This window comes from Kribbella sp. CA-253562 (genome assembly GCF_050942265.1).
Classification (GTDB): Bacteria; Actinomycetota; Actinomycetes; order Propionibacteriales; family Kribbellaceae; genus Kribbella.
The window spans coordinates 5,551,815-5,564,921 of the sequence record NZ_CP192049.1 but is presented as its reverse complement, the minus strand read 5'-3'; the positions used below and the strand labels follow the sequence as shown (position 1 = coordinate 5,564,921).

Annotated in this window: 14 protein-coding genes; 13 read left to right on the top strand and 1 reads right to left on the bottom strand. The window is 71.2% G+C overall.

What is annotated here, in order from left to right:
- Positions 1-62 precede the first annotated feature (62 nt).
- Together ACQPXM_RS26235 and ACQPXM_RS26230 are read left to right on the top strand one after the other, a co-directional pair.
- Positions 63-1,529 carry an ATP-binding protein gene (locus ACQPXM_RS26235; RefSeq protein WP_432951088.1) on the top strand — a complete coding sequence of 489 codons (1,467 nt, stop codon included), beginning with the start codon at positions 63-65 and terminating at the stop codon, positions 1,527-1,529.
- Positions 1,526-2,182, top strand: a complete 657-nt coding sequence (locus ACQPXM_RS26230) for a response regulator transcription factor (RefSeq protein WP_432937982.1) — start codon at positions 1,526-1,528, stop codon at positions 2,180-2,182. The genes ACQPXM_RS26235 and ACQPXM_RS26230 overlap by 4 nt, the downstream gene beginning before the upstream one ends.
- 75 nt (positions 2,183-2,257) lie before the next feature.
- Here ACQPXM_RS26230 and ACQPXM_RS26225 read toward each other — a convergent pair whose 3' ends face one another.
- Positions 2,258-2,761 (bottom strand): hypothetical protein, encoded by a 504-nt coding sequence (locus ACQPXM_RS26225; RefSeq protein WP_432937980.1) that lies wholly within the window; start codon positions 2,759-2,761, stop codon positions 2,258-2,260.
- A 137-nt stretch (positions 2,762-2,898) separates the two neighbouring features.
- Here ACQPXM_RS26225 and ACQPXM_RS26220 point away from each other — a divergent pair, with 137 nt between their 5' ends.
- The 11 genes from ACQPXM_RS26220 (at position 2,899) to ruvA (ending at position 13,104) form a co-directional block, all read left to right on the top strand.
- On the top strand, positions 2,899-4,254 hold the full coding sequence (locus ACQPXM_RS26220) for a PLP-dependent aminotransferase family protein (protein WP_432937977.1): 1,356 nt from the start codon (positions 2,899-2,901) through the stop codon (positions 4,252-4,254).
- A gap of 141 nt (positions 4,255-4,395) precedes the next feature.
- A complete protein-coding gene (gene pdxS, locus ACQPXM_RS26215) occupies positions 4,396-5,244 on the top strand; it encodes a pyridoxal 5'-phosphate synthase lyase subunit PdxS (protein WP_432951086.1) in 849 nt (282 codons plus the stop codon).
- A gap of 75 nt (positions 5,245-5,319) precedes the next feature.
- Positions 5,320-5,832: a DEAD/DEAH box helicase gene (locus ACQPXM_RS26210; protein ID WP_432937974.1), complete on the top strand. Its 513-nt coding sequence runs from the start codon at positions 5,320-5,322 to the stop codon at positions 5,830-5,832.
- A 32-nt stretch (positions 5,833-5,864) separates the two neighbouring features.
- Positions 5,865-8,009, top strand: coding sequence for an ATP-dependent RNA helicase (locus ACQPXM_RS26205; protein ID WP_432937970.1), 2,145 nt, complete (start codon positions 5,865-5,867; stop codon positions 8,007-8,009).
- A gap of 20 nt (positions 8,010-8,029) precedes the next feature.
- Positions 8,030-8,593, top strand: a complete 564-nt coding sequence (locus tag ACQPXM_RS26200) for a DUF6891 domain-containing protein (protein WP_432937968.1) — start codon at positions 8,030-8,032, stop codon at positions 8,591-8,593.
- Between the two features lie 50 nt (positions 8,594-8,643).
- Positions 8,644-9,216: a pyridoxal 5'-phosphate synthase glutaminase subunit PdxT gene (pdxT, locus tag ACQPXM_RS26195; protein ID WP_432951084.1), complete on the top strand. Its 573-nt coding sequence runs from the start codon at positions 8,644-8,646 to the stop codon at positions 9,214-9,216.
- A gap of 32 nt (positions 9,217-9,248) precedes the next feature.
- Positions 9,249-10,010: a YebC/PmpR family DNA-binding transcriptional regulator gene (locus ACQPXM_RS26190; RefSeq protein ID WP_432937966.1), complete on the top strand. Its 762-nt coding sequence runs from the start codon at positions 9,249-9,251 to the stop codon at positions 10,008-10,010.
- A 96-nt stretch (positions 10,011-10,106) separates the two neighbouring features.
- Positions 10,107-10,568, top strand: a complete 462-nt coding sequence (locus ACQPXM_RS26185; protein WP_432937964.1) for a hotdog fold domain-containing protein — start codon at positions 10,107-10,109, stop codon at positions 10,566-10,568.
- Between the two features lie 53 nt (positions 10,569-10,621).
- Positions 10,622-11,791 (top strand): GNAT family N-acetyltransferase, encoded by a 1,170-nt coding sequence (locus tag ACQPXM_RS26180; protein ID WP_432937961.1) that lies wholly within the window; start codon positions 10,622-10,624, stop codon positions 11,789-11,791.
- 90 nt (positions 11,792-11,881) lie between these two features.
- Complete coding sequence (ruvC, locus tag ACQPXM_RS26175; protein WP_077014602.1) at positions 11,882-12,508, top strand: crossover junction endodeoxyribonuclease RuvC; 627 nt, start codon at positions 11,882-11,884, stop codon at positions 12,506-12,508.
- The gene (gene ruvA, locus ACQPXM_RS26170) at positions 12,505-13,104 is read left to right on the top strand and encodes a Holliday junction branch migration protein RuvA (protein WP_432937957.1); all 600 of its coding nucleotides are present in this window, start codon (positions 12,505-12,507) and stop codon (positions 13,102-13,104) included. Before ruvC ends, ruvA begins: the two co-directional genes overlap by 4 nt.
- Positions 13,105-13,107 lie beyond the last annotated feature (3 nt).

The following is a 13,107-nucleotide window of genomic DNA, read 5'->3' as shown; positions in this document are numbered from 1 at the left end:
TTCGCCGGCCGGTGACCGCTCCGACATGGACTACGCACAGTGAGCAGGCGACGGTGAGTGCAATGACGGGGATCACGCTCTCAGCCGGGGGGAGGCTTGCGGACCTCACCCGGTCGGTCCGCGCCCGGATCCTGGCTTGGGTGCTGCTGCTGGCGGCGGTCGGGATGGCCGGCGCGGCTGGTACGGCGTACGGGCTGGAGCGGCAGCGGATCGACGTACGGATCGAGCAGGCGCTGGCGCAGGAGGTGTCGGAGTTCGCGGAGTTCCGGCGGTCGGCGGTGGATCCGCGCGATGGCGGGCAGTTCACCTCGCTGGAGCGGTTGTTCGAGGTGGCGCTGCGGCGCAACGTGGCCGATCACCATCAGACGCTGGCGGCGTACCTGCCGGACCGCACGCTCTCGCCGGCCGGCGGGGCCGTCGCGCTGCACGACGATCCGGCCTTTCGCGCGCTGGTCACGGGGTCACCTGGACCGTCGTCGGGCGCCTACGCGTCGGCCGATGGTCCGGTCCGGTACTCGACCGTGCCGATGACGCTCGGGCCCGAGCGGGGAACGTTCGTGGTGGTCTACTTCACCGGGCCGGAGCGCGCCGAACTGACCGAGGTGTTCCAGATCTACTCGGCTGTCGCGGTCGCCGCACTGGCGGTGATCGCGGTGGTCGGCTGGCTCGCCGCCGGCCGGTTGCTGCGGCCGATCCGGGACGTCCGGCAGACCGCGCAGCAGATCAGCGAGTCCGACCTGACCCGGCGAATAGTTGCTCCGGGCAATGATGACGTGTCCTCGCTGGCCCGGACCTTCAACGCGATGCTGGACCGGCTGGAGGAGGCGTTCGCCACCCAGCGCCGGTTCCTCGACGAGGCCGGCCACGAGCTGCGTACGCCGATCACGATCGTGCGCGGGCACCTCGAGCTGCTGAACACGGCGGATGCCGAGGAGACCGCCGAGGTGCGCGACCTGCTGCTGGACGAGCTGGACCGGATGAGCCGCTCGGTGGAGGACCTGATCGTGCTGGCCAAGGCGGAGCGGCCGGACTTCCTGCGGCCCGACCTGGTGGATGTCGGCCGGCTGACCGACCATGTGCTGGACAAGGCGCGGGCGCTGGGGGACCGGGGGTGGCGGGTCGACCGGCGTACGGAGGCTTGGGTGGTCGCCGATGCGCAGCGGTTGACTCAGGCGCTGGTCCAGTTGGCGGAGAACGCGGTGAAGTTCACCCGGCCGCAGGACCGGGTGGTGATCGGCTCGTCCTCCGACGGCGAGGTGGTGCGGCTCTGGGTGAGCGACACCGGGCCGGGCATCGCCGCGGCCGACGCCGGCCGGATCTTCGAACGCTTCCAGCGCGGTCGGGGCGCGGGCCGTGCGGACGGCTCCGGACTGGGGCTGGCCATCGTGCGGGCCATCGCCGAGGCGCACGGCGGGTCGGTGCGGCTGCACCCGACGCCGGGCGGAGGCGCGACGTTCGAGCTGACGATCCCGCAGGCGGCCGCGCCGGTGCCGGCTGCGGTGCCGCAGCGGGAGGAGGTGGTGTTGTGAGCCGCGTGTTGATCGCCGAGGACGAGGAGCGAATCGCCTCGTTCGTCGCGAAGGGGCTACGGGCCAACGGTTTCACGCCGACTGTGGTCGGTGACGGGCAGACGGCGCTGGATCACGGGTTGACTGGCGAGTTCGACCTGCTGGTGCTCGACCTCGGGCTGCCTGAGCTGGACGGGTTCACCGTGCTCGGCAGGCTCCGTACGGCGGGCAGTGCGATGCCGGTGGTGATCCTGACCGCGCGCAGCTCGGTGCAGGACACCGTGGCCGGACTGGAGGGTGGGGCGGACGACTACCTGTCCAAGCCGTTCCGGTTCGAGGAGTTGCTGGCGCGGATCCGGCTCCGGCTGCGTGACGACCGGGGGAGCGAGCCGGCGATCCTGCGCCGCGGTTCGCTGGCGTTGGACCTGCGGTCGCGGTCGGCGGTGGTCGACGGGCGGATGGTGCCGTTGACCGCGCGGGAGTTCGTCCTGGTCGAGGTGTTCCTGCGCAACGCGGGGCAGGTGCTGTCGCGGGAGACGCTGCTCAGCCGGGTCTGGGGGTTCGAGTTCGACCCGACGTCGAACGTCGTCGACGTCTACGTGCGCTATTTGCGGCGCAAGCTCGGGGCCGATCGGTTCGAGACGGTGCGCGGCGCCGGCTACCGGCTGGTCTAGGGCGTTCGCCCGGTTCCGTCCGGAGGCGCCGCGCACCGTTCCTCCGGGGGGTGGGAGGTTCAGGTGCTCAGCGGGTCACAGGCGGCGGCACTGGTCCTGCTTGTTGCCGCCGACAACGTTGCCGGAGCCGGTCGGAGCGGGCACGTTCGACTTGCACTGCAGGTTGCCGTTGATCCGGTTCGCGGTGAAGTTCTGCGCGCCCCGGTTGGTGAACGACTGGACGTCGCCCTTGACCTGGTTGGAGCGCAGCGACGCCGTCCGGCCCTGCTTGAGCTGGACGCTGCCGCCGACGGTGGAGGCGTACAGGTAGACGTGAGCGTGGCCCTCGGTCTGGACGTTGCCGTTGATCCGGGCCGCCGAGGTGCTCAGCCGGGCGTTCCGCTCGACCTTGACGGTGCCCTTGACCGTGGTGCGGTTCAGTGTGCAGGTGGCGCCGGCCGGCACCCGGACGTTGTCGACGGTGACCGCGCCGAGCGTGCCGCGGCAGACTCGTTCCTCGGCGTGGGCGGCGGGCGCGGTGACCACGGCGCCGGCCAGCGCCAGTACGCCGGCTCCGGCCACGATGATGGAGCGCTTCATGAGTGTCCTCCGGGGATCGGGCCGGCCCTCGCGGCCGGCACGCAACCACTCTCGGCGCCGGCGATGAGAGGGCCGTGAAGAAGTGATGAGAAACGGTTCATCGCGAAGGATCAGGCCAGTGGTGGGAGACTGGACTCATGTGGCGGGGGAGTGATCTGGACCCGGCGGACGGGACCAAGACCGAGCAGGTCGAGGCGCTGGTACTGCGGTCGATCGAACGGGGTGACCTGTCGATCGGGTCGCGGCTGCCGTCCGAGCGGGTGCTGGCGGAGCGGCTCGGCGTGAGCCGGGTGACGGTGGTCAGGGCGCTCGACCAGCTGCGGGCGGACGGCGTGCTGGAGACCAGGCGCGGGTCCGGCACGCATGTGCGGCCGCTGGACCGGCTGCTGGATCCGATCGCTCCGGTGTCGACGGTGACGGCCGGGGACCAGCCGGTGCTGGACCTGCGGTTCGCCACCACCGCGGCGCCGCACGATGTGGCTGAAGTGGCGGCGCAGATCGTCGCCGAGGGACTGCCGCAGGCGATGGGCGGCGACGGCCCGCCGTCCGGCGGCTCACTCGAGCTGCGTACGGCGCTCGCCGAGCGGCTGACTTTGGAGGGCGTCCCCACCGAGCCGGGGCAACTCACGCTGACCGTCGGAGCCGCTGCGGGACTCAACGCCGCACTGGCCGGTCTGGACCTCGGACCGGGTGTTGCCGTCACCGAGACGCCGACGTATCCGGCCGCGTTCGACCTGCTGCGCAATCACCGGCTGGACGTCGTCGGCTGGCCTGCGGGCGTCTGGGACACCGACCAGCTCGCCCATCTGTGCCGACGCCACAAGCCGAAGGTCATCTACCTCCAGGCCGACAACCACAACCCGACCGGCCTCAGCCTGCCGGCGGACCGGCGTACGGCGGTGGTGGAGATCGCCCGGCGCTACGGAGCCGCACTGATCAGCGACGAGACCATGCGGCCGCTCTGGCTTGCCGGAGGCAAGCAAGCCGACCCGCTGAGCCGCTACCCGCGCACAGTCAGCGTCGGCTCGCTCAGCAAGACGGTGTGGGGCGGTCTACGCGTCGGCTGGGTCCGGACCGGCCGCCAGCTCCGCCGGAGGATCAACACGGCGGCCCACCTCAGCGTCACCTCGCCCAGTGCGCTGGACGACCTGCTGGCGTTGGCCATCCTGGACCGGCTCGACCGGGTCATCTCCCGGCGCAAGACTCGGCTCAGGGCGAACCTGGCCGCGCTGGAGACCGGACTGAAGACCGTGCCCGGCGTGGCCTGGTCGACGCCGACCGGTGGCATGACGCTGTGGCTGGAGGTCACCGAGGTGCGGGCGCGCAAGGTGCTGGAGGCGGCCCGCGAGCAAGGGCTGCTGCTCGGGGCTGGCGACCTGTTCACTCCCGACGGCACCGACCGCCGCCACCTGCGGATCCCGTTCACCGCGCCACCGGCGACGCTGCGCCTGGTCGTGGCGCGGTTGACCGCCGCGATCGGTCGGTCCAGTTGATTCGAGGTGGACTGATGCCGGCCCTCGTCCGGGACCTACGCTGGGGGCGTACCCAGCTCTGACCAGGAGGACCCCGAAGTGACTGAGACCACCGCACCGCAGACCGGGCCGGAAACCGGTACCGCCAAGGTCAAGCGTGGCATGGCGGAGATGCTCAAGGGTGGCGTGATCATGGACGTCGTCACCGCCGAGCAGGCCAAGATCGCCGAGGACGCCGGCGCTGTCGCGGTGATGGCGCTCGAGCGGGTCCCGGCCGACATCCGCGCCCAGGGCGGCGTGTCCCGGATGAGCGACCCGGACATGATCGACTCGATCATCAACGCGGTCTCGATCCCGGTGATGGCCAAGGCCCGGATCGGTCACTTCGTCGAGGCCCAGGTGCTGCAGAGCCTCGGGGTCGACTACATCGACGAGTCCGAGGTGCTCACCCCGGCCGACTACGCCAACCACATCGACAAGTGGCAGTTCACCGTGCCGTTCGTCTGCGGCGCGACCAACCTCGGCGAGGCGCTGCGCCGGATCACCGAGGGCGCGGCGATGATCCGCTCCAAGGGCGAGGCCGGCACCGGCGACGTGTCGAACGCCACCACCCACATGCGCCAGATCCGCCAGGAGCTGCGCCGGCTGCAGAACCTGCCCGAGGACGAGCTGTTCGTCGCGGCCAAGGAGCTGCAGGCGCCGTACGAGCTGGTCAAGGAGGTCGCGGCCGCGGGCAAGCTCCCGGTCGTGCTGTTCACCGCCGGCGGCATCGCCACCCCGGCCGACGCCGCGATGATGATGCAGCTCGGCGCCGAGGGCGTGTTCGTCGGCTCCGGCATCTTCAAGTCCGGCAACCCGGCCCAGCGCGCCGAGGCGATCGTCAAGGCCACCACCTTCTACGACGACCCCGACGTGATCGCCAAGGTCTCCCGCGGTCTGGGCGAGGCGATGGTCGGCATCAACGTCGACGAGATCCCGCAGCCGCACCGGCTCGCCGAGCGCGGCTGGTGATCGCGGCCGGCCGCAGGACCACCGAGCTGTGGGTTGGCCGGCGGTCCTGCGGTGATGGTCGGTTAGCGTCGGCGCGTGTTGCTGCCTGAGTTGTCGGTGCCCGGGGCGGATCTGCCTGTCCGGACCGTGTTGCCTGCCACTGTCGACGCGCTGCGTTCGCGCGGTACGGCCGTGCTGGTCGCGCCACCTGGGTCGGGGAAGACCTCGTTGCTGCCGCTGGCGTTGGGCGACGCGCTCGGCGGCACGATCGTCGTCGCCGAGCCGCGTCGGATGGCGACCCGCGCGGCCGCGACCCGGCTGGCGGCACTGATCGGCGAACCGCTCGGGCAGCGGATCGGCTACGCGATGCGCGGTGAGCGCAGCGGCGGTCGAGGGCTCCGGGTCGAGGTGGTGACGACCGGGCTTCTCGTACGGCGGCTGCAGCAGAATCCGGAGCTGCCAGGGGTCGCCGCGATCGTGATCGACGAATGCCACGAGCGGCACCTGGACGCCGATCTGCTGCTCGCGTTCTGCCTAGACATCCGCGCGAATCTTCGCGAGGACCTGGCGTCGTCGCGACCTCGGCCACGGCGGACACGGTCAAGCTGAGTCGCGCACTGGGCTCGGACTATCCGGCGCCTGTGGTCACCGCGTCCGCTGCGCTGTTCGACGTGGCGATCGAGTGGGCGCCACCGCCGGTCCCCGTGCCGCTGCTTCCCGGTGGGCGGGTCGACCCGCGCCTGCTGGATCACGTCGCGGCCGTCGTCCAGCGGGCGCTGACCGAGAACGACGGCGACATCCTCGTGTTCGTGCCAGGGGAGGCTGAGATCAACGGTGTGACGCGGCGGTTGGCCGGTCAGAACGTGCTGCCGTTGTTCGGTCGGCAGTCCAGGGCTGAGCAGGACCGCGCGTTGGCGCCGGGCGCCACTCGCCGGATTGTCGTCACGACGTCGGTCGCGGAGAGTTCGCTGACCGTGCCTGGGGTCAGGGTGGTGGTCGACTCGGGTCTGGCTCGGGAGCCGCGGACCGATCAGTCCCGTGGATTGGGTGCGTTGGTCACCTGCCGGGTCTCGAAGTCGTCGGCCGATCAGCGGGCGGGTCGTGCCGGGCGGGAGGCACCGGGCCGGGTCTATCGGTGCTGGTCCGCGACCGAGCACGCGCATCTCGACGATCATCCGGCGCCGGAGATCGCGATCGCGGATCTGGCCGCCTTCGCGCTCGATCTCGCGGCGTGGGGTGCGCCTGCTGGTGAGGGGCTGACCTTGCTCGAGGCGCCGCCGGAGGTGGCGATGACCGCCGCGACCGAGTTGCTGCGCCGCCTCGATGCTGTCGACGACCGGGGCCGGATCACCGACCGGGGACGGCGAATGGCGGCGATCGGGGCGCATCCGCGGTTGGCCCGTGCGTTGCTGGACGGTACGCCGCGGGTCGGCGCCGATCGGGCTCGCGAGATCGTCGCGATGCTCTCGGACGACTCCGGCCGGGACTTCGGCGATGATCTGCCGGCCCGGTGGCGAGCCCTGCGGCGCGGGGAGGACCGCGGCGCCACGGCGCGCTGGCGGGAGGAGACGAAGCGCCTCGCCCGAGGCGCGATCGGCGAGCCGGCGGGTGGAGCTGGAGCACGGCCGGCGGGCGGGGACAACCTGCGGCCGGCGGGTGGGGACAACCTGCGGGCGTCGGGCGGGAATGACGAGCGGGAGTCGGGCGGGAATGACGTGCGGGCGTCGGGAGGGGACAACGTGCGGGCGAGCGGCGACGGAGGGCGGGCGACGGTTGGTATGGCGGCTGGTCGCAGGCCGGGCGGCGTACCGGATGATCTTGCGGCCGGGATCGTGGTGGGGCTGGCGTACCCGGATCGGATCGCGCGGATCCGGGCAGCCGACTCGGCGACGTACCAGATGGCCGGCGGGACGGGCGCCGCGCTGGATCCGCAGTCGCCGTTGCGGACCACCACCTGGCTGGCGATCGCGGTGGCCGACCGGGCGCCCGGTCGCGCCGATGTCAGGATCCGTTCCGCCGCCCCGATCGACGAACAGACCGCGCGGGACATCGCCGGCGACCTCGTCACGACCACCGACCAGATCCGCTGGGACGACGGCCGGATCGTCACGCGGCGCGTCGAGACCCTCGGCGCGATCGTGCTCAACGACGTCCCGCTGGCCAAGCCCGACCGGCTGCTCGTCCAAGCGGCCGTTCGCGACGGTATCCGCCGCAGCGGTCTGTCCGTACTGCGCTGGTCGGAGGCCGCACTCGCCTTGCGGGAGCGGCTCGCGTTCCTCCACGCGCACCTCGGAGCACCGTGGCCCGCGGTCGACGACGCGGCACTCCTGGCCGATCTCGACAACTGGCTGGGGACCGAGCTCGCCTCGGTGCGGGGCTCGCGCGACCTTGCCCACATCGACGTGGCTTCGGCGCTCCGGCGACTGCTGCCCTGGCCCGCGGCGGCCCGGTTCGGCGAACTCGCACCGGAGCGGCTCCGGGTCCCGTCGGGCTCCGAGGTACGACTCGCGTACGACGGTGTCGAGCCGCCGGTCCTCGCCGTGAAGCTGCAGGAGGTCTTCGGCTGGACGGCGACCCCAGCCGTCGCGGACGGTCGTGTCCCTGTCGTTCTGCACCTGCTCTCACCCGCACGGCGCCCGGTCGCGATCACGAGCGACCTCGCCTCGTTCTGGAAGCAGGGTTATCCCCAGGTCCGAGCCGACTTGCGGGCCCGTTACCCCCGCCATCCGTGGCCGGAGGATCCACTCACCGCAATCCCGACCAAGCGCGTGAAACCACGCCAATGAACGGAGATACGCTGATCACCATGGACGTACTGTCTGCAGCAGGCGAGCGAACTGCTCGCGAGCTGCGTGGGCTCGCCCGCGTGCTCGTCCGGTCCGGTTACGCGGACCGCGCGGCGGTGACGACTGCTCTGACCGAAGCAGTTCAGGAGGACGCGCCCGCGGCGGACGCGGCGGTCGTCGTACCGGAGCTGATCGCCGAGGCGGAGGCCGATCTGCGGGCCGACGCCGAGACCTGGCCGGCCGAGACCGGTCCGGACCGGCTGGACGCCGTACTGGCTGAGCTGGAGTCGCTGGGCATCGTCGTGGTCCGCTACTGCGCGGATCACCACGACGCCCGCAGGGCGCTGGAGGCGGCGACGGATCCGAAGGGGCTGGTGTTCTTCACCGACACCGACGTCTGGCACGCGGTCGACTTCGGCATGCTGGAGCTGAAGGTCTGGCACCCCGACACCGCCAACGTCGCGCCTGGTGAACCCCTGCTGGAGGACGTGCTGGCGTTGCTGCACGAGCGGGACCTGCCGGCGACCTTCGACGAGGGACGCATCGAGGTCACCGTCGACTGGCAGCGAAGGGTCGAGCTGTGACGGTCATCGGCGTGTTCGCGCTGCAGGGCAACGTGCGCGAGCACCTGGCCATGCTCGGCCAGGTCGGTGTCGAGGCTGTGCCCGTACGCCGGCCCGCCGAGCTGGACGCGGTCGACGCGCTGGTGCTGCCGGGTGGCGAGTCGACGACGATGGACAAGCTGGCGCGGTCGTTCGAGCTGTTCGAGCCGCTGCAGAAGCGGATCGCGGACGGCATGCCGGTGTTCGGGACCTGTGCCGGGATGATCATGCTGGCCGACGAGATCACCGGCGGGATCGAGGGGCAGGAGACGCTCGGCGGGCTCGACGTGACGGTGCGGCGTAACGCGTTCGGGCGGCAGGTCGACTCGTTCGAGGCCGATCTGGAGTTCGCGGCCTTCGACACGCCGTACCACGCGGTGTTCATCCGGGCACCCTGGGTGGAGCGGGTCGGACCCGAGGTGGAGGTACTGTCGACGGTGAGGTCCGGACCAGGCACAGGGTGGGACAGCGTGGGGCCGGAGGCGGAGCACAGTAGGATCGTCGCGGTTCGCCACGATCGGCTGCTGGCCACGTCGTTCCATCCGGAGATGACCGGGGACGCCAGGCTGCACGGGTACTTCGCCGACCTGGTGCGCGACCTCTAAGTCAGTTCGGCGGTAGAAGGGTTGGGTTCGCGATGTCAGGCCACTCCAAATGGGCCACCACCAAGCACAAGAAAGCGGTCATCGACTCGAGGCGCGCCAAGCTCTTCGCGAAGCTGATCAAGAACATCGAGGTGGCCGCCCGCACCGGCGGCGGTGACCTGTCCGGCAACCCGACCCTGTACGACGCGGTCCAGAAGGCCAAGAAGTCCTCGGTTCCGAACGACAACATCGACCGCGCGATCAAGCGCGGGTCCGGCGCCGAGGCCGGTGGCGCGGACTGGCAGTCGATCACCTACGAGGGCTACGGGCCCAACGGTGTGGCGATGCTGATCGAGTGCCTGACCGACAACCGCAACCGTGCCGCGGCCGACGTCCGGACCGCGATGACGCGCAACGGCGGCTCGCTGGCCGACCCGAACTCGGTCGCGTACCTGTTCAACCGCAAGGGCGTCGTCGTGGTGAACAAGGAGCAGGACGGCAAGACCTACTCCGAGGACGAGGTGATGGAGGCCGTGCTGGAGGCCGGCGCCGACGAGGTGAACGACCTCGGCGAGGCCTTCGAGGTGATCAGCGAGGCGACCGACCTGGTCAAGGTCCGCACCGCGCTGCAGGACGCCGGGATCGACTACGAGTCGGCCGAGGCGTCGTTCGTGCCGTCGATGACCGTCGAGCTGGACGCCGACGGCGCGGGCAAGATCTTCCGCCTGATCGACGCGCTGGAAGACAGCGACGACGTACAGAACGTCTACGCGAACTTCGATGTGTCCGACGAAGTCATGGCCGAGGTCGGCTGACCTTCTCTCGACCGCGCGGCGCCCTGGGAAGCTTTCCCGGGCGCCGCGTTGTCATTGCGCTTGCCGTCTTTGTTTACTCGCGGGTAACCTCGGCGCATGGCGACTCAGGTACTGGGCATGTGGTTGCGGTTCCGGACGCTCCCGGGCGGAACGCGGCTGTTCTCCTACGCCTTCACCCGGCGGGCGCCGTACTTCCGCTCGATCCGGCCGCGCTTCGTCCAGATCAGCCCGAACTTCGCCTCCTTGCAGCTGCCGAAGCGGCGCGCGGTGCAGAACCACATCGGCACCGTGCACGCGATCGCCGTCTGCAACGGCCTGGAGGCCGCGATGGGCGCGCTCGCCGAGGCGACCGTCCCGGCGGGCAAGCGCTGGCTGCCGAAGGGTATGGAGGTGGCCTACCTGGCCAAGTCCACCTCCGACCTGACCTGTACGGCGGAGACCGACCCGGCCGACTGGACCGCCGGCCCCGACGTACCGGTCCGGGTCCGGGCGACCCGCGCCGACGGCACGGTGGTTGTCGAGGGCACCATCAACCTGTGGGTCACCGACAAGAAGTAGCCCGCCGGGATATCACTTTCGCTCGCGGGGGAACGGCGTCGTAGGGTCAGGTCGTGACCGATGCGCTGCGACCTGTCGACATCACCGAGGACCAGCTGGACGACGTACTGCGGGTGCGGGCGCGTTCGTTCGGGCCGTTGCCCGCGTCAGCGCGCGAGGAGTGGCGCAAGGACGCGGTCGAGTTCCTGGAGGACGGCCGGTACGTCGGGGTGGCGGCCGGTGACGAGGTGGTCGCCGCGGCGCGGATCTGGGACTTCCAGCAGTGGTGGGGTGGCCGCCAGGTGCCGATGGCCGGGATCGCCAGCGTGGTGGTCTCCCCCGAGCACCGGGGACGTGGCGTCGGCAGCATGCTGATGCGGGGCGTGCTGCAGCGGAGCATCGAGCGGGGCTTCCCGCTGACCGCGCTCTACCCGGCGACCACGGTGATCTACCGCAAGCTCGGCTACGAGTTCGGCGGCGGGCGGTACCGGTTCTCCTTCGAGACCGCGGACCTGCGGTCGCTGGGTGGCAAGGAGGTCCGCATCCGTCGCGCCGGTCCGGCCGACGCCGGGCGCCTGCTCGAGCTGGTCGCGCAGGCGCACGAGAGCGGCCGGGCCAACGGTGTCCTCGGTTGGCCCGAGTCGAAGGTCGCCGAGTGGCTCGGTGACGACGACATGTTCGCCTACCTGGCCGACGACGGGTTCGTCGTCTACAACTGGCACGACCAGGATCTGCGGGTCGAGGAGCTCATCGCCCATTCCGACACGACCGCGCGAGCTCTCTGGTCGACCGTGGGCTCCGGCTCGTCGACAGCGCGCATGGTGCACGCCTACATCTCCCCGAACGACCCGGTGCACCTGCTGGCTCAGCGCGAGGCCGACAAGGAGACCCACGTCCAGCACTGGATGCTGCGGCTGCTCGACGCCCCGGCCGCGGTCGCCGCTCGGGGCTTCGCGCCTGGTGTGACCGCGGAGGTCGACCTGGAGTTCGACGATCCCGAGGTGCCGGCGCATTCCGGCCGCTGGCGCCTGGCGGTTGCCGACGGCTCCGGCAAACTCACGCCGTCCGAGCGCACTGGCGACGTACTGCGACTCGGCTCGCGCGGCCTGTCCGCCCTGTACGCCGGTACGCCGTTGGCGACCCTGCGCGGATCCGGCCTGGCGAGCGGGGGCTCGGCGGCGGACGACGGGGTGCTCGACACGGCGTTCGGCGGCGCCCCGGCGTACATGCTCGACTTCTTCTGACCGGGTTGTGCACAGGGGCGCGGCGCGTCGATTTCGTGGCGGCCGGAGCCCGCGCATAGTGTTTGTCGAACAAACGTTCGGAGGTGGTCCATGCGCGTGCTCGGCGTCGACCCGGGGTTGACCCGGTGCGGTCTCGGCGTCGTCGAGGGTGCGCCCGGACGGCCGCCGACACTGGTCGCCGTCGGCGTGATCCGGACGCCGACCGACCTGGACGTCGCGCAGCGGCTGGTCCGGATCGAGGCCGGCATCGAGCAGTGGATCACCGAGCACCGGCCCGACGCGGTCGCGGTCGAGCGGGTCTTCGCGCAGCACAACGTGCGGACCGTGATGGGCACCGCGCAGGCGTCCGGCGTGGCGATGGTCGTCGCCGCCCGCAGGGGACTGCCGGTCGCGCTGCACACGCCGAGCGAGGTGAAGGCGGCGGTGACCGGGTCCGGCCGGGCCGACAAGGACCAGGTGACCACGATGGTGACGCGGATCCTGCAGCTGCCGGAGCGACCCACCCCCGCGGACGCCGCAGACGCGCTGGCGCTCGCGATCTGCCACGTCTGGCGTGGTGGGGTGACGAGCCGGTTGCAGGACGCGGCGCAGTCTCAGCTGGAGGCCCGCGCGCAGGCGCAGTCCAAGGTCCAGTTGGCGAAGGTGCAAGCGGCGCTGGCACAGGCGGCCGAGACCCGGCAGGCCCAACTGCGGGCGGTTCGAGGAGGTAAACGATGATCGCGTTCGTGCGTGGCCCGGTGGCCGCGATCGGGCTGGACAGTGCGGTGATCGAGGTCGGTGGCGTCGGGCTGCAGGTGTTCTGCCATCCCGGCACGCTGGCCGGACTGCGGCCCGGCCAGGAGGCCCGGGTGTCCACCTCGATGGTGGTGCGCGAGGACTCGCTGACGCTGTACGGGTTCTCCGACGACGACGAGAAGAGCCTGTTCGAGCTGCTGCAGACCGCATCCGGGGTGGGGCCGAAGCTGGCGCAGGCGGCGCTCGCCGTACTGAGTCCTGATCAGTTGCGGCAGGCCGTCGCGTCCGAGGACCTGGCGATGCTGGTGAAGGTGCCCGGCATCGGCAAGAAGGGCGCGCAGCGGATCGTGCTGGAGCTCAAGGACAAGATCGGTGCGCCGTCGAGAACGGTGTCCGGACGTCCGCTGCAGACCACCGAGGCGTGGAAGGACCAGGTCCAGGCCGGTCTGGTCGGTCTGGGCTGGTCGGCCCGCGACGCCGAGGACGCCGTGGTCGCGGTGTCGCCGCTGGCAGCCGAGGGCGAACCGTCAGTGCCCGACCTGCTGCGCGCCGCGCTGCGCGTGCTGTCGAAGGCCTGACGG